The organism is Robbsia andropogonis, from assembly GCF_034047095.1.
In the GTDB taxonomy this organism is placed as follows: domain Bacteria; phylum Pseudomonadota; class Gammaproteobacteria; order Burkholderiales; family Burkholderiaceae; genus Robbsia; species Robbsia andropogonis.
On sequence record NZ_CP139166.1, the window covers coordinates 850,031 to 875,102 of the forward strand.

A 25,072-nucleotide genomic window follows, 5' to 3' on the forward strand; every position below is an offset into this window, starting at 1 on the left:
TCGACCGTGGCGCGGTTTGCTTTCAAAACATGGTGTGAACGCCCACGCGCGCAATGGCTTGAGATGCATTGCTCGACGAGCCTGACGTATCCATGATGCCATTGATCGCCGCTTGTGCGCCAGAGTTGGCACGCTGATAGATGCCCTCGACGTATACCGTCGTTCGCTTGGACAGCGAGTAGTTCGCAATTGTACTCACCTGATGCGCGTGGTTGCCATCAAGCACCTCGTTTCCTTTCATGTACATATAGCTAGCCCCGAGCGAAAACGCTGGGGTAAGATGCCAACTGGCCCCAGCCTGGGCGGCCCATGCCGTTGCACCGGACAATGCGTTTCGAACAGTTACAAGGTCTGCGACCAGATAGACCGGGCCAAGTACATAATGCGTGCCGACTCCCCAATTCCTGATGGGAATCTGAGGCGATCCGCCAGACGATCCGGCATATTTCTTCTCCGTGTAAGCAGCGCCGAGTCCGAACGGCCCTGCCACATAGTTCGCACCGAAACTCATGCCTGAATTCGCGCCAAACGATCCCGAAACACCCCCCGGCGCATACAATGCACCAAAGGAGAAACCTGCAAAGACGGGTGACTCGTATTTTATGGAACTGTTCATCTGGATACCGCTCGCCCTGCTCCAGTCGAACCAACCCGTGGAGTTTTGCGGGATACCGAGTTTTTGAAAGGGTCCGGCGGCGAAGCTGTACAACCCACCGGTAAGCGCGCTGGGATTGTTTCCCTTGTCCAGCAACGACGCAGACATGAAGTCGTATACGTTACCCAACGTCAACTGTCCGAAGCGACTGCTTTTCAACCCAACATACGCATTGCGGCCGAAAATCCCTTGCTGAAGCACGCTTCCCGTACCTAACTGGAATTGACTCTGCAGGTTGAAGATAGCGCTGGTTCCGCCGCCCAGATCCTCGTTCCCCGTCAGGCCGAACATGCTTGGCGTATAGATCCCGTCATCGAATTTCGTAACCGAATGCCCCCCCTGATTCGATACGTATGAAATGCCTCCGTCGATCAGACCGTAAAGCGTGACATTGCTTTGTGCGTACGCTGTCGAACACATAAGTATACCTAAACATATTCCAACGAATCGCTTCATTTCCGTCTCCATTTTATTAGTATTTTCGACTACCTTTACAACGACATTTTTCGTACGCACCGTGCCATACGCCTTGTTTCACCCCCAACCCTGGCGCATTGGCACGCTTTGCAAACTCCCGCGTCAGCGGGCCGGCTCGACTGCACGCAGTACATTGGCCGACACGGCAATACCCGGACCACTGAACTCGACCATCTCAACGCTCAGATAGTCGAGAATCTCCAGATCCGCAACTCCATTGACGATATGAAACGTCGTGGGCAACTGCGCGAAGGTTGCCCGGTTCCATTTCACGACACCGCTCTCGCCCTTCCAGCGTTTAAAGTTCGCGTCGTTAAACTTGATTGGTGACACATCACCGGCTGCTTGCGGCAATGGCTGCGACGTGGTTGTGTAGGCGACATCGCAGCCACCACTTCCGTAGCTTCCGGTGCGCGGCATGTACTTGTAGAAAAGCGCCGCGCCGCCGGGTCCAGGTAACTTCTTTTCACCGCCCGCCTCAGTCAGCCCTTCAATCTGCATCTCAAAAAATTTGAAGTCGAACCATGATGCGTCCCCGCCCGCCAGACCGGTCTTGAGGTCGACACGCAAATCGGGCATATCAGCAAACAATTTTGGAAATCCCAACTCCTCGCGCCCGGTCATGATCGCATCTGGACGACCTTCCCATAAGACAGGGCAGAACGAACCGTCAATCGTTTCGTCCTTACCGGTATAGACGGCCGGCACTTCGACCATCAGAATGCCGTACCCTCTACCAGCCAGCCAATACAGATCGCTGAACTGGGCAAGCGAGACATGTACTTCAGGCTCACCGCGTAGCGCGAAGCCCGGCGGCAGAATGCGTTCCAGTTGCGCGCGATTCGTACGGTAGCTTACCGTCATCCATCGTGCATTCATCGTTCCCGATTCCTCGAGCGTCCATGGCGTGCCGTCCGCCTTTTGACGGGGCCCTGGCGCCGGACCGAACACGGCAGGCATGCGATAGCGTACGCCTGGCTTGAATTCTATGGTCATCGTATAACTCCTTATGTTTGATTGATGGGTCAGAACGGGTAGTGGCGCGGCGTGGTCTGCAACGTGATCCAACGCAGATCAGTGAATTCATGCACACCTGCTTGACCGCCAAAACGCCCCATGCCGCTTGCCTTCACACCGCCGAACGGCATCTGCGCTTCATCGTGCACCGTCGGTCCGTTGATATGGCAGATGCCTGACTCGATGCGCCTCGCCACTTCGAAGGCGCGGGCCGCGTCGCGGCCGAATACCGCCGCCGACAAGCCATACTCGTTGTCATTGGCGCAGGCGATTGCCTCTTCGACGCCCCGTACGCGCACAATAGGCTTCACGGGACCAAACGATTCCTCGCTGTAAATTCGCATTGCGGGGGTGACATGATCGAGCAGTGTTGCCGGCATCAGCGTGTTCGTGGATTTGCCTCCGCACAGCAGCGTCGCGCCTTTCGCCAGCGCGTCGTCGATAAAGGCATTGCAGCGTTCGACGGTGCTGACGTCCACCACCGAACCCAACACCACCGGCACCTGGCCACGCGGATCACCTACCGGCAGTGCACCGGCCTTCGCCGCGAGCCGTGCCACGAATGCATCGGCGATCGTTTCGTCGACGATGATCCGTTCGGTCGACATGCAAATCTGTCCCGAGTTGGCGAATGCGCCGAATGCCGCGCCGTTCACTGCGGCGTCGATATCCGCATCATCGAGCACGACAAGTGGCGCCTTGCCACCGAGTTCGAGCACCACCGGCTTTAAGTACTTGGCGCACGTGAGCGCAATGACGTGCCCCACGCGCGTCGAACCCGTGAAATTCACCCGGCGCACGGCGGGATGGCCAATCATCGTCTCCACGACCGCCGCCGCCGCGTCGGGCGCGTGGCTGACAAAATTGACGACACCGGCCGGAAAACCGGCGTCCCGGAACGCATCGGCGATAAGCCAATGCGTGCGTGGGCAGAGCTCCGAACCCTTGAGCACCACCGTGTTGCCACATGCGAGCGGGGCTGCAATCGCACGCACCCCAAGAATCACTGGCGCGTTCCAGGGCGCCATGCCGAGCACCACACCGGCCGGCTTCCGCACCGACAACGCGAGCGAACCCGGCAAGTCTGATGGGATCACCTCGCCATTTACCTGGGTCGTGAGCGCCGCTGCTTCGCGCAGGAAGCCAGTCGCGACCTCCACGTTGAAACCGGCCCATGCGGCACTCGCGCCGGTCTCGGCAGTCATTGACTCGACGAACTGCGGAAGTTTCGCTTCCAGCGCGTCAGCCGCCGCCGTCAGGAGTTTGCGTCGGGCGCCCGGCCCGAGTGTGGACCACGCGGGAAACGCCGTTCCGGCGGCCTCGACTGCCAGCGTGGCGTCCTCGACACCGGCCGCGGCCGCCTGCGTTACCGTCTCTCCGGAAAGTGGATTGCGACGCTCAAAGGATTTACCGCCCGCAGCCGGCACGGCCTTTCCGCCGACCAACAAATTGACTTCGTACACCATGTCTCGTGTCCCCTGATTTTTATAGGCCATGCCTCATCGGCCGTTCAGGCAATTTCGGCTGCGACCGCGTTCTCGATATGGCCTAGTCGTTCGATTTCGACCCGTACAACGTCACCGGGCTCAAGGAACTTGCCGAGCGCAATGCCCACGTTCGCGCAAGTGCCTGTCGCGATCAGATCGCCGGGCTGGAGCGTCATGACTTGGGAAAGCTCGTGAATCTGCTGCCAAATGTTATAGATCATGCCGCCAGTGCTCGCGCTCTGGCGCAAATCTCCGTTTACCCAGAGCTTCATTTCCAGGGCGTGCGGATCGGCAATCTCATCGGCGGTCGTGATCCATGGTCCGATCGGGCCATGCGTGTCGAACGACTTGCCCAGCGTGAAGGTGGGGCTTTTGAACTGCCAGTCGCGCGCGGTCACGTCGTTCGCCACAAAGTAGCCGCCGACCACGCTTGCAGCATCCTCGACGCTCACATAGCGGCAACGTTTACCGATGACGACGCCCAACTCGGCCTCGTAATCCATCTTGCTGGACACTTTCGGCTTGTATATCGGATCGAACGGGCCGGTAATGCAGGTGACCTGCTTGTTGAACCACAATTGGTTGGTCGGCACCTGTATGCCCGCTCGCGCCGCTTCCTCCGCATGATCGTGATAGTTCATGCCGATGGCCAGGTATTTCTGGGCATCAGGAATCGGCGCTTCAAGCTTCACGTCCTTAAGCGATACGCCACCCGACGCGTCGGAAAGCGCCTGTTCGAGACGCGCTAGCAGCGCCGGGCCAGCTGCAAGCACTTCGCGGATCGAGGCGGGTGCGGAAGCGTCGAGCGCCGTCAGTGGAATGACGCGGTCGCCGTCGATGACGCCGATGGTCGTGACGCCGGCGAGGGTGTAGCGGGCAAGTTTCATACTAAGCGCTCCTGCGGAATGCGTTTTGATGTAGGGTTCATTCAAAAAATTCTGGCGTCATGGGGGGAGCCCATTGACGTAGCTCGTCTGGCGACATCGGGGCATGCCCCACGGGCATGTTGTCGTTGACGAGATCGCCATCCGTCCAATGCTCTATCTTGTTTCCAAAAGGGTCACGCCAGTAATCAAAGATCTGGCTACCCTGAACGTGCCGGCCCACGCCCCAGGAATGTTGATAGCCGCACGACTTCAGGTACTCACCACCCAGCATGACGTCGTCGATATCCAGTACTTCGAAGGCGGCATGGTCGAACCGGGAGCGCCCGTCCTGAGCGGCAATCACCGCCACCGTGTGATGGTCTGTCCACTCATCGCCCAGTCCGCAGTGCATGAACGCCGCGATCGTGTTCTGTTGAGTGCCGGCCCAGTAGGTGTCCGACGCACGCAAGCCCAGAACATCGCGATAGAAAGCATGGGATGCCGCGAAATCGCTGACTTGAATGGCGATGTGTCCAAGCCGCATGACGCCGCTAGGACGCGGCTTCAGACGCACCGGCTTGCCCAGGCGTTGGGGCGCCCCCCCGAAGTTCACGGCGACCGACTCACGCAGCGGCAACGGCGCGTGCTGCGCCCCCCCATGTAATACGTCCACCAGGAACCCACTCGGATCGTGCATCCGCACGCGACGGCCACCACCGGGTTCCGGGTTATCTTCCACCTGCAGGCCGAGATGTGACGCGAGACGCTCCAGGTCCGCCGCATCGCGGGCATACAGTCCGAAGCCAACCGTCTGGTTGCTATCCCCAAGTTCACTGATATGCACGTGATGCGCGGGACCGGCGGCACGCATATAGAGCGCCCTTTCCGTGCGAGCGGCGCGATGCAGACCAAAATCGAGCAGAAAACGCTCCATGCGATCGAGGTCCGTGACCTGATACCGCACGAAGGCAATGTCTTGCACTGTAATCACGAAAGCGTCTCCTTCTTTTGTCATCCGACCGGTGTACCTCGACATGACGTCGGACACCCGAACAAATCCATGAAATCCGTGTTCACATATTATTCTAAATAAAATCGATAAAACATAGGAAATTCCATAATCTTGACCAACATGCATGATCAAGGCGAGAATCAGCCTACGCTTCATCACCTTGGAATCATTCATCTCATGCAAAACACCGTGTCATCTCCGAACGGCAAGAGCCTGACGTCGCTTGCGGTCGAACGTTTGCGCGGAGATATCCTTTCTGGACTGCTGCGCCCGGCGGAACGACTGCGGATCCAGGCGCTCAGTGAGCGCTATGAGATTGGTGCCACGGCCATTCGGGAAGCACTGTCACGCCTTGTGACCGATGGCCTCGTGGACTCCGAGGATCAGCGCGGTTTTTGCGTGACGCCGGTCTCGCGTGAAGATCTTGTGGATCTCACCGAAACGCGCGTCCAAGTGGAATGTGCCGGCCTGCGTCAGGCCCTCGTGCGTGGTGGCGTAGAGTGGGAATCGAATGTGCTCTCCGCGTTTCACCGTCTGCAAAGGACGCCGACGCCCAGTTCGCCGGATCTGCATGAAGCGTGGGCATCCGTGCATCGGCAGTTCCACGAAGCGCTGTTGGTGGGATGCGTATCGCCGTGGACGCTCCGCCTGTGCCGCTTGCTCTACGATCAGTCGGAGCGCTATCGCAATCTGGCTGAGCAACACACCTCCGGAGCAAACCGGGACGCCATGACCGAACATCGTGAGCTGATGGATGCGGCGATGGCCCGGGACGCCGATCGCGCGACACAACTGCTTGGCGAGCATTTCTGGGCGACCACGGGGATCATTCTGAAGGCGGTCTTCAACGAAGGCGAAACACCGGGTGACGTACAACGTCGCGGCGGCCGCAAAAAGCACAATCCATGATGCGGGAGCACTGATCCCGCAGGGTGCAGCCGCACCCTTCTATGTAAAGCCATTGACATGCTGCGCGACGTGCGGCAGGGCTCAATCTTGCCCGCGATTCGCTGACGAACAATAAGAATCATCTTGCAGGGCCGGATCAGGTGCGGAAGCGCTAGCCTGCCCAACACAGGAGACCTGTAATGCAACAGCATCTTCCCGCCACTCCCGATTCGGCTTATGAGTTCAAGGCCGTTGGCGTGCTGGCACTAGGCCTGGGAATGGTCGGACTCGATCGCTTTATCATCAATCCGCTGTTCCCGGTAATGCAGAAGGAACTCGGGCTCGATTACCAGGACCTGGGCATGATCTCGGCGGCGCTTGCGCTGACCTGGGGATTCGCATCGATCGTTAGCGGCCGGATCACGGATCGATTGGGACCCGCACGCGTGCTGGTGCCGGCCATGGTCATTTTTTCGCTGCTGGTGGCGACGACGGGATTTGCGACCGGCCTCGTGAGCCTGCTGGTAATTCGTTCGGTCATGGGACTGGCGGAAGGTGCCTATCTGCCCGCCAGCATCGTCGCCACGGTCAATGCGTCCAAACCTGAGCGGATCGGACTCAACGTCGGTCTGCAACAAATGGCGCAACCCCTCGTCGGCCTGGGTCTCGGGCCCGTCATCGCCGTAGGCTTGCTCAAGGTAATGCCGAGTTGGCACTACGTGTTCGCGGCGGTCGCGGTGCCCGGGCTTTTGCTCGCGTTCGTCATGGCCCGCGTGCTGCGCAACGCGCCGCGAGCGGCGCCCTTGCCGCGCGAGGCGCCCACACAATGGCGCAGCGTTCTGACCCACCGCGCGGTATTGATCAACACGGCGACCATGCTGTGCTATCTGACCTGCCTCATTACGTTGTCGGCCTTCATGCCCAATTACCTGACGGACCACATCAAATTAAGCCTGGACCAGATGGGCCTGGTGCTAAGCGGCCAGGGCGTGGGCAGTCTCGTCGGCATGGTCATCATTCCCGCGCTCTCCGACAAATTCGGACGCAAACCGCTGTTGCTGATTGCACTGATCGTGGAAGTGGTCGCGCTATGGGTTCTGCCATCAATCGGCGCCGAACCGCTCAAGCTTTTCGCCATCCTGTTCATTATTACTTTCATGAACGCCGGTGCCATTGCGATCACGGTCGGCCCCCTCACGAGCGCTTCCGTTCCCGCACCGCTGGCAGCGTCAGCCACCGGCGTGGTGGTCGGTGTCGGAGAGATTGTCGGCGGCGCACTGTCCCCGGCCATGGCCGGGGCCCTCGCGCACCAGATGGGTATCACGGTGATTCCGGTCATTGCCCTTATCGCCACCGTGTTCGGTGCAGCGATCGTTGCGATCGGGGTACGCGAGCCGCATCGTTCGAACGCCATCGAAGAACACGTGGTGAACACCTTGCCTTGACACATTGATGGCGAGGACCTGACATTGTCTTCGCCACATTTATGAAGACCTATTGGAGAAAGACAGTGGCATCCATCTCACAACATCGCGATGACGGCCTCTCGCCAAGCCAGGTGGATATGGCAGACGTCGCCATCGTAGGCTACGGGCCAGTGGGGCAAGCGCTGGCGCTCAAGCTCGCGCAGTGCGGACATCGCGTCGTCGTGGTCGAGCGTTGGTCGACTTTGTATGGACTGCCGCGCGCCGTGTGTCTGGATCACGAAGCAATGCGCATGCTGCAGTCACTTCGCGTCATGGAGGAATTCGAGGCCGCGACGTGCCTGAGCGAGCGGTACGAATGGCGCAACGGCGACGGCGAAGTATTGAAGGCCTTCCCGGCGCTCAATGAAGTGGTCGCCTCCGGTTGGCCGAGCCGCTGCGCGTTCAGCCAACCGGACCTCGAACGGCTGCTCGACAAGAAAATCCATGAGGGGTATGGCGAGCAGGTAACGGTGCATCACAATGTCACTGTCACCGGCGTCGTGGAGCATCTTGACCGCGTCGTCCTCGAAACGCACGTGACGGGCGACAATGGCGGCGAACCAACCTATGTCGCGGCGCGTTACGTCGTGGGATGCGACGGCGCGGGTAGCTTTGTCCGACAGGCAATGGGCTCGTCATTAGAGCGCATCGGCTTTGCCGCGGACTGGCTCGTCGTCGACCTGCAACCGCGCGACCCGTCACAATGGAACGCGGATGTCATCCAGATATGCGACCCTCAGCGGCCCACCACGGCGGTGCCGGGCGGACCCGGCCGCCGTCGCTTCGAATTCATGATGCTCGAGAGTGAACGCAAGGAAGACTTCAACAATGCGCAAGCCGTATGGCCGCTTCTGGAACGCTGGGGTTGGACACCCTCCAATGCGATTCTTGAACGACACGCCGTCTATACGTTCGGCGCTGCCGTCGCGCAGACATGGCGACGCGGCAGAATGATGATTGCCGGCGATGCAGCGCATCTCACGCCGCCCTTTGCAGCGCAAGGACTTTGCGCGGGCCTGCGCGACGTCTCGGCGCTTACGTGGCGGCTTGACGCCGTTCTGCGTGACCAGGCGCCGGACGGACTATTGGACAGCTATGGGGCCGAACGGAAGGAACACGCAACGGTATTTGTCGCGTTTGCCGTGATGCTGGGCAAGATTATTTGTGTGCTCGATCCCCGTCAAGCAGAGGAACGGGATCAGCAATTGCGCAACGATACCGGCCGAAGCGAGCAGCGCTGGCCGGCGCCGCGCTTGGGAGATTCGCCGTTCATTCGCGAGGGCGACGACCACACCGGTCTGCTTGGCGTGCAAGGGCGCGTTGCCTATCAGGGCAAAATCGGCCGTTTCGACGATATCGTGGGATCGGGCTTCGCCCTGATCGGCCATGAACACGATCCGTCGAATGCATTGAGCGAAGCACAGCGTCAGTTCCTGAGCGATATCGGGGCCATCGTGATCGGAGTCGGCGAGCACTGTGCGGCGCAGGACATCGACGGCACATACGCGCGCTGGTTCACGGAATTGGGCGGTAACACGGTTCTCGTGCGTCCGGACTTTTATGTATTCGGCCAAGGCGATGCGGCAAGCGTCGTGGATGACCTGATGAAGACGTGGCAACACTTGGCTGCGTCTCCCGTACGGCAAGCGCTGGAAGTATGATGACGACCGCCGCCCTGCGTCCCGGTCCAGCCATGGCCGCGGAGGACCGCCGTGTCGCACTTCTCGCGCAAGGCCAGTTGTCCGCGCTGGCTGATCTGTTCGACGACACGTTGATCTATGTTCACTCGACGGGCCTGGTTCAAGGCAAGGCTGACGTTCTGGAATTTTTCGCGAAAACGCTGCGCGTCGTTCGCATCGAACGTCAAATCGAACGGGTGACCGAGGACGGTCACCTCACCAGTATCGCCATGATCCAGACGATGCATGCCACGCTGCACGCTGATGAATCCAAGCACATCGCCACGCGCAGTTACATCCACACGCTCTGGCGCCTCACCGATGGCGATTGGCGCCTGCTGCACTTCCAGTCCACCGCCCTGCCGGCCCAATAAAGCCAACCGCCACGCAAGCCGGCGCTGGCAGGCCGCTGCGCGATGCACCTTGCCGACCATGGCGTTGGCGACATGCGTCTCGCCGTGCGTTATACGATACGCGCGACCTCATCGAAGGACAGGCGCGGTCCACGCGGGCGGAAACCGGCGGGATCGGCAACGCCCAGATTGAACAGGAAGTTGGCGCGCCACTCGGTGCCGGCGAAAAAAGCCGCGTCCACGCCGGCGCGGTCGAATCCGCTCATTGGCCCGACGGAGAAGCCAGCGAGGCGTGCGGCGATCATCAGATAGGCACCTTGTAGCGTGGCGTTGCGTAGCGCGGTCTCCTCCGCCAGCGCGGGGTTGGCCGCAAACATGCCCGCGGCGTTCGGCATGGCGGGGAATTGGCTTGCCATCTGCTCGTGGAACTGCTTGTCCATCGCGACAATGACGGTCACCGGCGCGGCCATGGTCTTCTCCACGTTCCCTGGTGCGAGTACGGCACACAGACGGGCCTTGGCCTCCGCGCCGCGGACAAAGATCAATCGCATCGGCTGGCAGTTCATCGATGTCGGCCCGAACTTGGCAGCCTCGTAGAGCATGTGCAGGGCATCGTCTGACACTGGCTCGTCGGTGAACCTGTTGGCCGTGTGGGCCTCGGTAAATGGCCGTGAAAAAATAATGGGGTCGATCAAGATGGTCATGATATAAGGCGTGGAAGAAAACGACGGCGCCATGCTTTCGCATGGCGTACGTGAAAACCTGCTATCAGGCGGACTCGGGATGCCGAGGCGGCGCGATCTTGTTAATACTGTTCCAGTGCTCGCACAGCTTGCCATCGCGTAGCCGGAAAGCATCGAAGACGTAATAGTCGTACATCGTGCCGGGCGCGTCCGGTTCCGGTTGTGGGGCGTAGCCGGCAATGACTACGAGATCGCCCTCGGCCACGAATATTGCCGGCGGGAACCTCATCTCGTCCTGAACCGGCAGCGGCGGCGCATCCCCGAACAGGCCGCGCAGGTACTGCTCCAGACCATCCGGGCCGTTTGGGATATGGTTGCAGTGCTGCTTGTAGTCGTCGGTGACGAACTGCCTTACGGCCGCCGGATTGCGGGCCTCGAGCACATGCCGGAAGAAGTCGAAGACGACCTGACGGTTCTTTTGCTCCAGCGTAGGCTCTGGCGAGGAATTCACGCTCATAAATGACGTACCTGTAGGTTAGGATTTAAGAAATGGCGTGCCGCGTTCACATTTTCGACAGACCGGTGAGGCGACCGATATCGATTACGAGAAATGCACCGACCATCCAGCCGCTGCGCGTCTGCGCTTGTGAAACGCTGGCCAGCACGGCCGTGTTGGGATGCAGAAAATATTGCGCGAAGCCCTGGACCAGCATGCCGGGCACGATGCCGAACTGCGCATGCACGTCGAACGTGAAGGTATTGCGCGCCACGCTGTTGTTGACCACGGGGACCGCCCCGCCGGTTGCGCCGTTGAGCATGCTAGTGAAGGCATACCGTGCTTGTTGCTCGTACAGCGCCCGCTCGCTGCTCAGACGGATGTAGCGCACCGTCGTACCGACCAACGCCACCGGATTGTTCTTCAGAAACCCGCCATATTCGATGCCGCTGTATGCTTCGATCGGATAGGCCTGACCCGGGCCGGGGGTGATGAACGCCCCGCCGTAAGCCGCGAGGTTGCGCGGCACCGGCCCCTTCGAGTCGCTGTCGCGCCAGAACACTTTCCGCCCCTGCCCATAGAAGCCCCACGTGCCACTGGTATGCTTGAGCGGCGTGCCGGTTGGATTGAGCGCCTGGCTCGTGCCGTCCGTGTTGTACAGTGAATCGGTGTACGGTGTGGTCTTGTGATATACGCCGACCTCGTATTTCGTCGGGAAGCGGCTGTCCTTGAAATCCGTATCGTGCGTGACGTTGGCGATGCCGATCAGGCCCGCGCGCGTTCTGGTGGTCCAGTTCCAGCCGCTCGTCGTGGTCCAGTTGTCGGAGTTGTCCTCAATGACGCCGAGCCCCAGCTTCGTGTACTGCGTCAATTGCCAGGCAACGCGTGCACCCCAGACCGACTTTGTCACCCCGGGTGCGTCGAGCGTGATGGCGGGCGTCGAGACAACGCAGCCGCTGCACATCGTGGGCACCATGAAGTTGTCGTTCGTATTCATGCGCCCATACTCGATGTGCAAGCGCTTGTCGAACAAGTCATGCGACAACGTGAACTTGACAAGATCGCTACTTTCCGACTGTACCGGGAAGGCAGTGAATGCCGAACCCGTTTGAAACAGGTAGGTCTTGGTATTGTGCGCCGGTCGGTTCCAGGCCTCGACAAAGTTGATCTGGGTATCGGGGATACCGATCAGCTTATCCAGGTCGATCGTCGCAGACATGAAAAGCGAGCCATAGTTGGCCGACTTACCCGGCGAAACGCCGGTCGACGGGTTATTGAAATAGCCGTTGGTGAGGAGCAAACCGAGGTCGACACCGTACTTGCCGAGCCAGTCGCCGAACCCGGCGAGCGGCCCCTGCCGTAGCCCCGGTGCATCACCATGCCCTCCCGAGGGAAGCGGCATGCCAATATTCGGCGTCGTGTCCGGCGTGACCACATTCTGGGCATACTGCGTGCCTTGCGCCGTAGTGCCGCCATGACCGTTGGCGACTCCCGTCGCGCTGGCGGCAGCAACCGGCGCAGCCGGCGTCTTGACCAACTGGGTTGCCCTGGTAGCCGGATCGGATGTACTGGCATCCCCGCCCTGGGTGAGCGCGTTCGATTGCGCGTTGGCCGTAACGGCGGCGAGCAACAGTACCTTTGTCGCGAGGACGTTATTGACGAATTTCATTATGATTATGGACTTCGCGTAGCGTTGTTTTAGGAGTAGTCAAAGCATTGGAAGATGCCCGGCGCGGCGTTATCAGACCTGGCGTTTCGGTTCGGGTTGCGCGGCCAGGCCTACCGCGATGGTGGCAAGCACCGACAGCGCGATGCACAGAACAAACACGGGCGAATAACTGCCTGTCTTATCGAACACCGCCCCTCCCGCCCCCACCAACAACGCCGCCGAAGCCGTACCGACGGCGAGCATCAGGCCAAACACCTGCGGGAACGCACGCGCCCCGAAATACTTCGCGAGCAGGGCCATCAGACAGACTTGGGACGCACCATAGCCAAGCCCCACCGGCACGGCGAAATACCATAGACCCGCATCCCCATGCGGATGCATCGCCGCACCCAGTCCGATCGTCAGCAAAAACATCGCCGCCGCGCCGATATACCGGGCCGAGATGCGATCCCCGAGCACGCCGGCAAGCACGTTGCCGGTCAGTGAGGCGGCCACCATGAGCGCCACCGCGAAGGCGGATGCTGACGATGAATATCCGCTGTCGTGCAGGTGGATCACGCCGTGGGCCATCATCAACATCCAGTCGAAGCCGGCCACGCAAGTGAAGATCATGATCATCCAGTACGCCCGGGTCCGCAGCGCACCACGGAACGTCCATTCCGCCTCGTCATCACGCAGAGGCACCGGCATGTCATGCACGCCGGTAGCCAGGGGGTCGGCTTCCCGCGCGCCATCGGGCCGGATCACCAAGGTGGTGATGATCAGCGCGATAAGTGCCGTAGCGGTCATCGCAAACCATCCCGCACGCCAATCGCCCCCGTTCAGGGCAATGAGTTTGTCGAGCGCGGGTGGCGCAACCATGCCACCGATGTCGATAGCGGACAGCACGATCGACGCCGCCAACGCGCGTTTGTCGGGGAACCATCGCGCCACGGAGGCCTGTGCGGGCAATACGCCGGCACAGGCGCAGCCAGCCCCCACGACCAGACCGAAAGCAAGCGGAAATTGCCAGCTACGCGTCACGCTCGTCGCCATGACGAAGCTGCCGACGGCCAGCAGGCTGCAGCCTGCCAGGAGAACGCGCTTGACACCAAAGCGGCGAATGGCCGCCGCAACGATGGGACCGGGTACCCCCATCGTCAACACGAACAGGCCGAAGCCGACGCCGATGACGGTACGATCGAAATGCAGTGCTTCGGCCATATGCGTGTTGACGACGCTCGCGCCCACGCTGGGTAATGCGACGGCGCAGACGATGATGATCCAGAGCGCGCAAAGCAGGCGCCATCGGTAACGCGTATCGTGTTGCAGCATGTCGGCCGTGGTGGGACGATCCTGTGCCGCGGCACCATCGTGGATGATGTCCATGCTTGTCTCCGAATTTCTTAAAGTTTTATAGGGGTACTGGGTGATGCCCGGCGTACCCGCGCCGTGTCTTGTCCTGGCGATCACCGCGCCGGTGGCGGTCCTTTCGCGTCCTTGGGGCCGGCCACGTCAGGCAACCCACCAGCGAACATGCCGAACGGCGGACGACCGAGCAGATGCCGACCGTGAATCTCGCTGAGCGGATCCACCCGCGTCGCGCCGTGCAGATTCGCAACGCGGATGTCGCGTACGAAGCGTTGGATAGGATTACTATCGCGCGCGGTGGACGAGCCAAGGCACAACTGGATCATCCCGACCGCGTCATCACACATCTTGGCGCCATAGACCGTGTGCATCGTCATTTGCGCCTCGGTCTCCGCCGGTATCGCCGTGCCCTCGATGCCCGCGCGGTCCACCACCTCGGCATAGCGATGAATCATCGCCTGCGCCGCGCTGATCAGTGCATCGGCCTTGGCCGCCACCATCTGTGCCGATGGCATATCAGCCACCGTGGGATACGGCAGGTTAAACGGCTGTAACCGTTGCGTCTGCTCCATGAAGCACTCAAGCGCGCCGCGCGCCATGCCATGCACGACCGCCATCACCGTCAAGTGCGTGACGAGCATCAGACCTCGCATATCCATGCGGTAGGCCACGCCCTCGTACTTGCCACGCAGTGCGTCCATGCGCGGACCCAAGTCAGCCATGTCGAGGAAACGGTGTTGCGGGACGAAAACCTCCTCCCGCGCGGCAACGCTGTTGCTGGACGTACCCCGCATGCCCATGACGTGCCAGTCATCGAGAATCTCATATTGATCACGCTTGAGCAGCACCATACCGCGCCGCCCGTGGTCTTCGGCATCCTTGAGTTCAACACCGACAGTGGTCCAGCCCGCATGCTTGCAGCCGCTACCAAAATGCCAGACACCCTTGACCATGAAACCACCGTCGACACGACGTGCATCGCCGACCTTGGTCGAAAAGACCGATGCGCCGGCAGCCAACGGGCCGACCCAACTGTCGCGTTCAGCAAAGACCTCCTCGACCGCCTGTGCCGGGAACGGCAGCAGGTTACGCGTACCACCTGCGACGAACGCCATCCAACCCGCCGCGCCATCCGCACGGCCGACTTCCGACACGATGTCAACCACGTCGCGAATGCCCAACGCATAGCCGCCAAGCTCGACCGGCGTCGTCAGCTTGAAAACGCCGGCTTCTGTCAGCGCGGCCACGGTCGGATCGGGAAGCGCACCCAGCTTCTCCCCCTCCAACGCATGCTTGCGAATCAGCGGCACCAGTTCGGCAACCCGTGCACGGATGTGACGCCCTCGTTCGGTAGTCAGGGCGGGGGCGCCATCGGCGGGAAACAACTCGGTCATGGTCATTACATTCCTCTCGGTCGGGCTGCCACTCGCCACTGCACACCGCAAGGCGAATGCGAGACCCTAATTTGCGCCAGGTCAAAAGCGACATGAAGTTACAAGATGTCTAATCAATGTTCCCGACTCCGATCAACAACGTCACGTCGTTCACCGCATCTCCGTGAGAACGCTTGCGTCATGCGCAGAGACAGGCGGCGTTGTTTATATGTCTACCGATGTGGGGTTTTCTCGGGGTAGTGGGAAACGAGGGGGCGCCCTAATATAAAAACATTGCCGATTATCGATTTTCCGGGGAAATATCATTGAAACGTGATGAGAAAATCGATCACGCATGTCACGGCGCTGGCACGATGCCCGACGCGGCGAGCGTGCGCGGCGAACTTGCCCGAATCCTTGTCAGCCAATGCTTCGCGACGTCCGAACGCATGCGCGCCTTGATCGAATACCTGGTCAACCAGACCCTCGACGGGCGGGCGGATCGGCTCAAGGAATATACGATCGCGGTCGAGGTATTCGGACGGGGCAAGGACTTCGATCCGCGCATCGAGACCGTGGTGCGTACCGAAGCGTGGCGCCTGCGCGCCCGCCTTACCCGTTATTACGAAACGGAAGGCGTTGCCAATCCAATACGGCTGCAATTGGCCAAGCGTTCTTTCGCGGTGCTGGCGTGGTCGATCCCCGAGCCATCACGTTCATTGAGCTTCGCGCCACGGAGCGTTTCGACGGTTGCACGCGTCGCGGTCCTGCCGTTCATGGCCACGGGCGACGACCCCTTGCTGCGCGGTTTTGGTGAAAGCCTGTCCGACGAATTCAGCCATGCCTTAAGCCGTCTTCCACGACTCGAAGTCGCCGCGCGATCGTCCTGTCGCGCCATGACCGCGCAGCCGATGGTCGATATCCGAGAGGCCGCACGACACCTTGGCGCAACGCTGCTCTTCGAAGGTAGCCTGCGACGAACCGGCAACGACATCCGCATCTTGTTGCAACTGATTGACGCCGTCACCGGCTGCCAGTTGTGGACGCATGCCAAGGTAGTGTCATGGTGTGACGAGGCCGGCTTCCTGGAAGATACCGCTGCCAGGCTTGTGACTGATTTGATGCGCAGTGCGCCTGTCTGGCAGACGTCGTTGGCTGAAACGTTCATCGAAAGCGTGCGGCTGGACTCGGACCTGCGACAGATCTTGCTCGTCGGGATGGGCTGCACGCCGACCGTGCTCGACATCATGCGACACAGCATCGGTTGGCTCGAAACACGTCTGCGCGACAACCCGAACGACGCCGAAATGCAACTGACGCTGGCCAATCTGCTGGCCGCCTTCATCACCATCGTGCCGGGCTCCGGTGCGGATCTCATGCCGCGCCTGCGACACGTGGCGCAGATGAGCACGACAGAGCCGCACCTGGCTACACAAGGCCTGATCGCATGGGGCATGGCATCGTTGTTCGTTCTGGATCTGGCGACAGCCCATGGTGCCCTGACGCGCGCGGTCACGCTTGCGCCGCAGGACTGCGGCGCACGCATGGCGCGCGGCCTGCTGCATCTGCAAGTGGGATGCCTGGACGGTGCGATGAACGACATTCGCCTGGCGCGCGAGTTCCATCCGCTGTCGGCCACCGTCACCGGAATGGCCGCGGCGGTGCTGATCAACTGTCGCCGCTATGGCGAAGCGGTTGAACTGGCGCGCCGGGCCGTGGCGCTCGACACCGAATTCAAGCCCGCGCAGGCGCTGCTTGCGGACGCGCTGTTCTGGGACGGACGCGTTTCCCAGGCACTCGGCCGATTCGAGGAACTGACCGAGATCGGGGGGCGCAGCGCCTACGCGCTCGGCAAGCTCGGGTACGTCAGTGCCCGCGCGGGTCTGACCGACAAGGCACGCGCGATACTGGAAGAACTCAACGATTCCGATGACGATCCTGCACGGGTGTCGATGGCACGCGTGCCAATCCAGCTCGGACTGGGCGATCACGACGCCGCGCTTTCCGCGCTGACTGTCGCGCTCGAAATGCCCACGGCGCCCGAACTGCTGCTGTGCAGTGCGCCGCAATTCGATCCCCTTCGCGGCGATAAACGCTTTGCCGCGCTTCTCGCGCGCCTGGGTGCGGGTGTGCATCAAGCGGCCACGGCCTGCGAGGCAACGCCCACGGCGGGTTGACCAGCGGCGTCGGCTGGCGTGGCCAGGCGGCGGTATCGTCCGCCGTGGAACACCAGCGGCGCGGCAGGCGCGTGCTGTTCCACCGCCAGCACCTTACCAATCAAAATAGTGTGATCGCCGCCTTCATGGAGCGACGCAGTCTCACACTCGAAACGGGCAGCGCAGCCGACGAGCAAAGGCGTTCCGCCATACCCGCCTAGCATGTCGAGACCGGCGAACCGGTCGATATCGCGCGTTGCAAAACGCCGCGACAGCGCTTCCTGCTCCTCTGACAGCACATGGACGGCCCAGTAGCGTGCCGACGCGAACACGGCATGCGATGTTGCCCGTCGAGCAAGGCTCCAGAGGACGAGCGGTGGATCAAGCGACACGGAGTTAAAACTGTTGGCAGTCATGCCGACAGGGCGGCCATCGACGTCGCGCGTCGTGATGACGGTGACACCCGTTGCGAAGTGGCCCAGCACGCGACGGAAGGTATCGGCATCGAAAGAAGGATTGATAGAGGTCATGATCGGAGAATCAGCGTGGTCTTGAACGTCATCATTTGCCCCGGCGGCGATGAACGGAAGTCACATGATGTCTCACGTCATCAGTGCGCATCATCCTCCGCGACCGCTTAATGACGCGTGCTAGCCGCCGTCGCAGGCGTAGGCGGCAGTGCTGACGCAGGGCTGGAGAAATCGCCGAGCTCGATCAGAATGCGCAGATCCGAGACGAACTTCTGCGCAATGGTCACCGACTGACGCGGATCGCTCTAACTGTCTTCGAAGGTATAGGCAAGCGGATGCCCCCGCACACCACCATCCGCGTCGAGCTGGGCGAGCGCCAGATCGAACCGTGCTCGCCATTGTTCGCCATACTGTGCATTGACATCGGTCATCGGGCCGCTGACACCCAGATAGTATGGCGTACCGCTTACTGTTACCGCCGCAACGGCTATCGCGCTGGTGATCAAGCCGGTTCGAGCTAGTCGCGCTATAAAAGACGCAATGCTTGCAGGCATTTCTTAATTTCCTCTTCTATTGTCGCGATTGCTTTTCGTCACCGTCCGAAATTCTAGGAGCAGGCGGATACCGCCTCTAAACAACAAATCGTTCCGTCGATAGCAGTGAGGGTCGTAAGCAGATATGTGACTTTGCTTATCTGCCTTCAGCAAACACATCCGTGTTTCGCCGCATGAAATCAAATCAGCTAAGCAAGCGACAAAACGTGCTAAAACGCACTGGCAAAGCGTTCAATAATCAGCTCCTACCACCGTGCCTCGACGGAGGACCTCACCACTGGAGACCGAACATGAGCGAGCCTGCATCCGCCAACTGGCGCCTTGAAACGATCGCCGTGCACGGCGGATACCAGCCCGACCCCACTACCCGCGCGGCAGCCGTACCGATTTATCAGACGGTCGCCTTCGCTTTTGACGATACCCAGCATGGCGCGGATCTGTTCGATCTGAAGGTGCCCGGAAATATCTATACCCGGATCATGAATCCGACACAGAACGTGCTCGAACAGCGCGTTGCCGCGCTAGAAGGCGGCGTGGGCGCACTAGCGGTCGCGTCCGGCCAAGCAGCGGTCACCTATTCGATCCTTACGATCGCCGAAGCGGGCGACAACATCGTTTCCTCGAGTACGCTGTACGGTGGGACCTACAACCTGTTCGCGCACACGTTGCCGCAATATGGCATCACCACACGTTTTGCCGATTCGCGTGAGCCAGCCTCTTTCAGCGCCGTGATCGACGATCGCACCAAAGCGATTTTCGTCGAATCAGTTGGCAATCCGCTTGGCAATATCACGGACATTGCCGCGCTCGCCGAGATCGCGCATCGTCATGGCGTGCCACTGATCGTCGACAACACCGTGCCCTCTCCCTATCTGCTGCGCCCGTTCGACCATGGCGCGGATATCGTGGTGCATTCGCTGACCAAGTATCTTGGCGGTCACGGCACCAGCATCGGCGGCGCGATCGTGGACTCGGGCAAGTTTCCGTGGGCCGAGCATGCGGATCGATTCAAGCGCCTGACCACGCCCGACGTGAGTTATCACGGCGTCATCTACACCGAAGCGCTTGGACCCGCTGCCTATATTGGACGGGCGCGGGTGGTACCGCTGCGCAACATCGGGGCCGCCATCTCTCCGTTTAATGCATTTCAAATCTTGCAAGGAATCGAGACACTGGCACTGCGCATGGATCGAATCAGCGAGAACACGCTGAAGATCGCGCAGCATCTGCAAAAGCACGGAAACACCGAATGGGTAAGCTATGCAGGCTTGCCAGACCATCCGGACCATGCGCTCGTCAAGCGCTACCTGTCAGGGCGCGGCCCCGGCATCCTGACGTTTGGCGTCAAGGGTGGGCGTGCCGCCGGTGCACGCTTCCAGGATCGGTTGAATTTGTTCACCCGCCTGGTCAATATAGGCGATGCGAAATCGCTGGTCACGCACCCGGCTTCCACCACGCACCGGCAGCTTTCATCGGAAGAACTAGCGCGCGCGGGTGTGCGTGAAGAGACGGTGCGGCTGTCGGTGGGTATCGAACATATCGATGATCTGCTGGAAGACCTCGATCAGGCATTGGCCACGCTTTGAGCGACGGAACCGCTTTCTCGAGGTGGGCGGCATTTGCTGGGGCGTGAAAGATGGACCATCCCGACGCCATTCGGAAACGCATAACGCGCGGTTGCATGGGCCCTCGCCCTGCCTCAGCGCGACCGGTTCGACTTCGGCCCCGTCGACGCACGCACGACCAGTTTGGGTGGTGGTGCCAATACCATTCCCGGATGCATCTCGTGTGCATCGATCAGACGAATCAGACTGCTGACGGATAGCTCCGCGATCGCCGCCGTCTGGATCGCAACCGTGGTCAGCGCCGGATGAACCTGATGCGCAAGCTGAATGTCGGTGATGCCGATGACCGATACGTCGCCCGGCACGGACCGGCCGAGCGTGATCAAGGCCTGCACCGCCCCGATGGCCAGCAGATCATTGGTCGCGAAGATCGCGCTGAGGTGCGGGCAATTCGCCATCAATTGCATGCAGGCTGCGTATCCGGCATCGATCGAATCGCGAATTTGCAATACCGCGCCGGCATCCGTTTCGATACCGGCCTCGCGCATGGCGGCGCGAAAGCCGTTCGAGCGCGCATCCTGCAGGCCACCGCAGCCGTCGCCGATCAGCAGGCCAATTTCACGATGCCCAAGATCGAGCAGATGACGCGCGGCGAGCGCGCCCGCATGCGCGAAGTCCACCGCAACGCAGGGTAAGGCGGGGGGCGTCTCGGGATGTTCCCACATGGCGAGCAGAATCGGCGCGCTATGTATCGCCGACGCGCACAGATCATTGATCGCGATGTCCGTGTTCATCACAAGCACGCCGTCGGCCAGCGTGCCGGCAATCTGGTTCAAGTAGGCGCGGCCAATCTCGGCGTCGTCGTCGGTATTGCAAACCATCAGGAAACGGGCCGCCTTGCGCGCAGCACGCTCGGCCGCCAGCACGAACTCCGGATAAAACGGATTCGAAATATTCGACAGCATCAAGGCCAGCGTCGACGAGCGCCCCTCGGCGAGCGCGCGCGCGTTCAGGTTTGGCCTGTAGCCAAGATCCGTAATCGCTTTCAGCACACGTTCGGCGGTTTCAGGACGAACCTTTTCGCGGTTGCGCAGCACGTTCGACACCGTAGCGGCCGTCACATGCGCCCGTCTGGCAACTTCGGAGAGGGTAACCATGATCTCGCTATCCCACATTCAGGGAACGTTATTCAAATATTGCAAAGGATGGACAAGGTTGTGATATCTTGCTGAAAAATACAGCGGAGACACGCATTATGCCTTCTTCCACCGCCCTCGAATTTAAGCGATTAAATGCCGATCCTGCAAGGGTTTTCGTACTATTTTCGACAAAAATTTAAGCGGTTAAATCGGAGGGAAAATGGCGACAATTCGTCTGACGAACGTGCAGAAGTCGTACGGTGCCCATGCGCCGGTAATCCGGCAGGTCAACCTCGACATCGCACAACACGAATTCTGCGTGTTCCTCGGCCCATCGGGCTGCGGCAAGTCCACGCTGCTGCGCATGATCGCCGGGCTGGAGGATCTCAGCGAGGGTGAGTTGCACATCGGCGGCCGTCTCGTGAACGACGTGCCCGCCGCTGCCCGCGGCGTGGCGATGGTGTTCCAGAGCTACGCGCTGTTTCCGCACATGACCGTGTTCGACAACATGGCATTCGGACTGCGGCTCGCGAAACACCCCAAAGACGTGATCGACCGGAAAGTGCGCGAAGCCGCACGCATTTTGCAACTGGACAGTCTTCTGGAGCGTTACCCGAAAGCGCTATCCGGTGGCCAGCGTCAGCGCGTCGCCATCGGCCGGGCGATCGTGCGCGAACCCGGCGTGTTCCTGTTCGACGAACCGCTGTCGAACCTCGACGCGGCGTTGCGCGGCCAGACGCGCGTCGAAATCGCACGTTTGCATCAGCGCTTTACCAACGCGAGCGTAGTCTATGTGACGCACGATCAGGTCGAAGCCATGACGCTCGCGGATCGCATCGTATTGCTGCACGCCGGTGCCGACGCGGAGCGCTTCGGCAGCATTGCGCAAAGCGGCGCGCCGCTTGATCTCTATCACCATCCGACATCACGCTTCGTGGCCGGCTTCATCGGCTCGCCGCGGACGAATTTTATCGATGCCGTCGTCGAATCGAAGCTTGCAGGCGGCGTGCGCGTCAAGCTCACCGGAAGCGGCGAGCACCTTGAGGCAGCGGTGGACGGCCACCGTCTGCAAGCGGGACAGACCGTCACGCTCGGCGTGCGGCCCGAACATCTGCGGCTTGCCGGCGACGGACAGTTCATCCAGTGCGTGACCGTGCTGTCGGAACGGCTCGGCGAGCACAGCTACATTCACGCCGACCACGCCGACGGGTCGCTGATCGCCAAGACCGAGGGCGACACATCGATCGGCGCGGGCGAGCACGTTCGCGTGCACGTCCCGCCATCCGCCTGCCACTTGTTCGACGCGGACGGAATCGCGATGCCACGCAACGCTTTCAAGCGTGAGCAGGCCGCCGCATAGCACGACACGCTGCCAGTGCATGGCGCGCGGGCAGCGCGCAAATGGATCCCGCCAGAGAGCGGGTTACATCGTCTGGCAGCGCCGAGTTGTCAGAGAAAAGGTAGTCAAGGAGACAAAACATGATTGCTCTTCGCCTTCGCCGTCTAGCGCAATGTTTCGCGGCCGCCGCGTTGGTTGTCGGCGCGTTTTCCAGCAGCATGGCCGACGCCGCGACATTGAACGTGAACGTGTCGGCACGCGGAAATCAGCGCTCGACCTGGCAAGAAGCGTTCGACAAGTTCAAGAAAGCCAATCCGGGCATCGACCTGAAAGTCACGTATGTCACCGAGGAAGTGTACAAAGTGCAGATGAGCGGTTGGCTTGCCACCGATCCGCCGGACGTTCTGTCGTGGCATGGCGGCGAACGCATGGCGTATTACGCACAACGCGGCCTGCTCGAAGACCTGTCCCCGGACTGGAGCAAGAACGGCTGGTCGCAGCAATATGCGTCGGTCAAGGAAGCCTCGACCTATAAGGGCAAGCAGTACGCCGCGCCCCTTGGCTATGACGCGTACGGATTTTTCTATCGCAAGGATCTGTTCGAGAAGGCGGGGATCAAGGGCGAGCCTAAAACATGGGACGAACTGCTCGACGCCTGCAAGAAGCTGAAGGCAAGCGGTGTCGCGCCGATCGCCGTGGCCGCGCGCGATAGCTGGACGCTCGCCGCGTGGTTCGACTATCTGGATCTGCGGATCAACGGCAACACGTTTCACCAGCAATTGATGGCAGGCGACGTTCCGTATACCGATCCGCGTGTGAAAAAAGTGTACACCGCATGGAAGACGCTGATAGAAAACCACTATTTCATCGATAACGCGCTCTCTTACGACCTCGATTCGATTGCGCCGTTTCTCGTCAATGGCAAGGCGGCGATGATGCTGATGGGCACCTTCTTTTCGGCGAGCATTCCTGCGTCGATCAAACCCGAGATCGGTTTCTTCCGTTTTCCCGTGATCGACGCGAGCGTACCAATGGCTGAGGACGGTCCGGTGAACGTATTGCTGATTCCGACAAAAGCAAGAAACAAAGCCGACGCGCGCAAGCTCCTGGCTTTCATGGAGACACCGGAGATCAATGCGGAGCTCGCGAAGGGTTGGGGTACGCTGCCATCGAACAATAAATCGCCCGAACCCGAGGACGCGATTTCGAAAGTCGGCTTCCAGACACTCGCGAATACGCAAGGCGGCATTGCGCAGTTCTACGATCGCGACATGACCAAGGAAATGGCCGACGAAGGCATGAAGGCGATGCAGCAGTTCTACAACGACCCGTCGCAGCTCGATGCCCTGCTCGCCCGCCTCGAAGCGACCCGCAAGCGCATCTACAAGAAGTAAGCCCCGCAGCGCCGGCACGACTACCCCGTCCGGCGCTCGCCATCGCATTCCGACGAGGCTTGATCATGTTCCATCCCGTAGCGCGCCGCCTGCCGGCGGCCCGGCATCGTCACGTCTCGACGACGCACCGGCATCAACATCGCGCGGCATTCTTCTTCCTGTTACCCGGCTGTGCACTGCTGTGTCTGTGCGTGATCTATCCGATCATCAGCAGTATTTCGCTCAGTTTCTACAGCTGGGACGGTATGACGCCGAAAAGCTTCGTCGGCTTCAGCAACTACGTCGAACTGTTTCATGCGGACACGTTCTATACGGCGTTGAAGAATAACCTGCTCTGGCTCGGGCTGTTTCTACTGGCACCGCCGCTCGGGCTGCTGTTCGCGCTTTATCTGAACCAGCACATCCGTGGCATGCGTGTTGTGAAATCGCTTTTTTTTGCCCCTTTCGTGTTGTCCGGCGTAGTAGTAGGGCTTGTGTTCAGTTGGTTCTACGATCCCGGTTTCGGACTGCTGCGTCTGCTCGTGGGACATGGCATTCCGGTGCTCGGTGATCCCCATACGGTGACTTTCGGGATCATTTTCGCCGCACTCTGGCCGCAAACACCGTTCTGCATGGTCCTGTATCTCACCGGTCTTACCGCCATCAATCCCGAAGTGGTGGAAGCGGCCCGCATGGAAGGCGCGAAGGGTGTACGTCTGCTGTGGCACGTGATCCTGCCGCAACTGCGCCCTGCCACGTTCATGGCTGTCGTGCTTACCGTGATCGGTGCGCTGCGCAGTTTCGACCTGATCGCGGTGATGAGCGGCGGCGGCCCGTTCGACAGCTCCACCGTGCTCGCCTATTACATGTACGACCAGGCCATCAAGTACTACCGCGAAGGCTATTCCGCGGCGATTGCCGTCGTACTGTTCGCCATCATGCTTGTCTACATCGTGTTCCATCTGCGCCGCATGCTGCGCGAAGAACGCTGATTTCAAGGAATTC

The 25,072-nt window shown here is 60.6% G+C and carries 22 protein-coding genes; 9 read left to right on the plus strand and 13 right to left on the minus strand.

All coding sequences use genetic code 11. The annotated features are described in order from the left end of the window. Window positions 1-22: 22 nt before the first annotated feature. The 5 genes from SJQ66_RS08750 to SJQ66_RS08770 form a co-directional block, all read right to left on the minus strand. Window positions 23-1,111: a porin gene (locus SJQ66_RS08750; protein ID WP_046152975.1), complete on the minus strand. Its 1,089-nt coding sequence runs from the start codon at window positions 1,109-1,111 to the stop codon at window positions 23-25. A gap of 123 nt (window positions 1,112-1,234) precedes the next feature. Continuing rightward, window positions 1,235-2,128 carry an acetoacetate decarboxylase family protein gene (locus SJQ66_RS08755; RefSeq protein ID WP_024905274.1) on the minus strand — a complete coding sequence of 298 codons (894 nt, stop codon included), beginning with the start codon at window positions 2,126-2,128 and terminating at the stop codon, window positions 1,235-1,237. Window positions 2,129-2,157: 29 nt separating this feature from the next. Beyond that, window positions 2,158-3,615, minus strand: coding sequence for an aldehyde dehydrogenase (locus SJQ66_RS08760; RefSeq protein ID WP_096349173.1), 1,458 nt, complete (start codon window positions 3,613-3,615; stop codon window positions 2,158-2,160). Between the two features lie 44 nt (window positions 3,616-3,659). Next, the gene (locus tag SJQ66_RS08765) at window positions 3,660-4,523 is read right to left on the minus strand and encodes a fumarylacetoacetate hydrolase family protein (RefSeq protein ID WP_046152943.1); all 864 of its coding nucleotides are present in this window, start codon (window positions 4,521-4,523) and stop codon (window positions 3,660-3,662) included. Window positions 4,524-4,560: 37 nt separating this feature from the next. Further along, entirely contained in the window at window positions 4,561-5,493 is a 933-nt protein-coding gene (locus SJQ66_RS08770) for a VOC family protein (protein WP_024905271.1), read from the minus strand. Between the two features lie 198 nt (window positions 5,494-5,691). Here SJQ66_RS08770 and SJQ66_RS08775 point away from each other — a divergent pair, with 198 nt between their 5' ends. The 4 genes from SJQ66_RS08775 to SJQ66_RS08790 all read left to right on the plus strand — a co-directional run bounded on the left by SJQ66_RS08775 (window position 5,692) and on the right by SJQ66_RS08790 (window position 9,921). Further along, entirely contained in the window at window positions 5,692-6,423 is a 732-nt protein-coding gene (locus tag SJQ66_RS08775; RefSeq protein WP_024905270.1) for a GntR family transcriptional regulator, read from the plus strand. Window positions 6,424-6,602: 179 nt separating this feature from the next. Next, complete coding sequence (locus tag SJQ66_RS08780; protein ID WP_024905269.1) at window positions 6,603-7,847, plus strand: MFS transporter; 1,245 nt, start codon at window positions 6,603-6,605, stop codon at window positions 7,845-7,847. A gap of 65 nt (window positions 7,848-7,912) precedes the next feature. Next, on the plus strand, window positions 7,913-9,529 hold the full coding sequence (mhpA, locus tag SJQ66_RS08785; RefSeq protein ID WP_024905268.1) for a bifunctional 3-(3-hydroxy-phenyl)propionate/3-hydroxycinnamic acid hydroxylase MhpA: 1,617 nt from the start codon (window positions 7,913-7,915) through the stop codon (window positions 9,527-9,529). Next, a complete protein-coding gene (locus tag SJQ66_RS08790) occupies window positions 9,526-9,921 on the plus strand; it encodes a nuclear transport factor 2 family protein (protein WP_081765149.1) in 396 nt (131 codons plus the stop codon). Before mhpA ends, SJQ66_RS08790 begins: the two co-directional genes overlap by 4 nt. Before the next feature lie 89 nt (window positions 9,922-10,010). Here SJQ66_RS08790 and SJQ66_RS08795 read toward each other — a convergent pair whose 3' ends face one another. The 5 genes from SJQ66_RS08795 to SJQ66_RS08815 form a co-directional block, all read right to left on the minus strand. Further along, entirely contained in the window at window positions 10,011-10,604 is a 594-nt protein-coding gene (locus SJQ66_RS08795) for a malonic semialdehyde reductase (RefSeq protein WP_024905267.1), read from the minus strand. Window positions 10,605-10,668: 64 nt separating this feature from the next. Continuing rightward, a complete protein-coding gene (locus SJQ66_RS08800) occupies window positions 10,669-11,100 on the minus strand; it encodes a nuclear transport factor 2 family protein (protein ID WP_046152942.1) in 432 nt (143 codons plus the stop codon). Between the two features lie 46 nt (window positions 11,101-11,146). Further along, the gene (locus SJQ66_RS08805; protein ID WP_024905265.1) at window positions 11,147-12,748 is read right to left on the minus strand and encodes a carbohydrate porin; all 1,602 of its coding nucleotides are present in this window, start codon (window positions 12,746-12,748) and stop codon (window positions 11,147-11,149) included. Between the two features lie 72 nt (window positions 12,749-12,820). Further along, window positions 12,821-14,116, minus strand: coding sequence for an MFS transporter (locus tag SJQ66_RS08810; protein WP_024905264.1), 1,296 nt, complete (start codon window positions 14,114-14,116; stop codon window positions 12,821-12,823). A gap of 80 nt (window positions 14,117-14,196) precedes the next feature. Then, window positions 14,197-15,492 (minus strand): acyl-CoA dehydrogenase family protein, encoded by a 1,296-nt coding sequence (locus tag SJQ66_RS08815; RefSeq protein ID WP_024905263.1) that lies wholly within the window; start codon window positions 15,490-15,492, stop codon window positions 14,197-14,199. Between the two features lie 305 nt (window positions 15,493-15,797). Between SJQ66_RS08815 and SJQ66_RS08820 the strand changes: the two genes are divergently transcribed. Next, the gene (locus tag SJQ66_RS08820) at window positions 15,798-17,648 is read left to right on the plus strand and encodes a tetratricopeptide repeat protein (protein ID WP_046152941.1); all 1,851 of its coding nucleotides are present in this window, start codon (window positions 15,798-15,800) and stop codon (window positions 17,646-17,648) included. Here SJQ66_RS08820 and SJQ66_RS08825 read toward each other — a convergent pair. Beyond that, window positions 17,606-18,157 carry a flavin reductase family protein gene (locus tag SJQ66_RS08825; protein ID WP_024905261.1) on the minus strand — a complete coding sequence of 184 codons (552 nt, stop codon included), beginning with the start codon at window positions 18,155-18,157 and terminating at the stop codon, window positions 17,606-17,608. The two genes, SJQ66_RS08820 and SJQ66_RS08825, sit on opposite strands and share 43 nt — an antisense overlap. A gap of 245 nt (window positions 18,158-18,402) precedes the next feature. Next, on the minus strand, window positions 18,403-18,651 hold the full coding sequence (locus SJQ66_RS08830; protein ID WP_201779136.1) for a hypothetical protein: 249 nt from the start codon (window positions 18,649-18,651) through the stop codon (window positions 18,403-18,405). A gap of 290 nt (window positions 18,652-18,941) precedes the next feature. Here SJQ66_RS08830 and SJQ66_RS08835 point away from each other — a divergent pair, with 290 nt between their 5' ends. Continuing rightward, window positions 18,942-20,237 (plus strand): O-acetylhomoserine aminocarboxypropyltransferase/cysteine synthase family protein, encoded by a 1,296-nt coding sequence (locus SJQ66_RS08835; RefSeq protein ID WP_253465540.1) that lies wholly within the window; start codon window positions 18,942-18,944, stop codon window positions 20,235-20,237. 113 nt (window positions 20,238-20,350) lie between these two features. On the opposite strand, the gene SJQ66_RS08840 is transcribed toward SJQ66_RS08835, so the two are convergent. Continuing rightward, window positions 20,351-21,373 (minus strand): LacI family DNA-binding transcriptional regulator, encoded by a 1,023-nt coding sequence (locus SJQ66_RS08840; protein ID WP_320533951.1) that lies wholly within the window; start codon window positions 21,371-21,373, stop codon window positions 20,351-20,353. A 202-nt stretch (window positions 21,374-21,575) separates the two neighbouring features. Here SJQ66_RS08840 and SJQ66_RS08845 point away from each other — a divergent pair, with 202 nt between their 5' ends. The 3 genes from SJQ66_RS08845 to SJQ66_RS08855 all read left to right on the plus strand — a co-directional run bounded on the left by SJQ66_RS08845 (window position 21,576) and on the right by SJQ66_RS08855 (window position 25,059). Then, window positions 21,576-22,715, plus strand: coding sequence for an ABC transporter ATP-binding protein (locus tag SJQ66_RS08845; RefSeq protein ID WP_320533952.1), 1,140 nt, complete (start codon window positions 21,576-21,578; stop codon window positions 22,713-22,715). Between the two features lie 119 nt (window positions 22,716-22,834). Further along, window positions 22,835-24,088: an ABC transporter substrate-binding protein gene (locus tag SJQ66_RS08850; RefSeq protein ID WP_253465534.1), complete on the plus strand. Its 1,254-nt coding sequence runs from the start codon at window positions 22,835-22,837 to the stop codon at window positions 24,086-24,088. A 65-nt stretch (window positions 24,089-24,153) separates the two neighbouring features. Further along, window positions 24,154-25,059 (plus strand): carbohydrate ABC transporter permease, encoded by a 906-nt coding sequence (locus SJQ66_RS08855; RefSeq protein WP_024905255.1) that lies wholly within the window; start codon window positions 24,154-24,156, stop codon window positions 25,057-25,059. Window positions 25,060-25,072 lie beyond the last annotated feature (13 nt).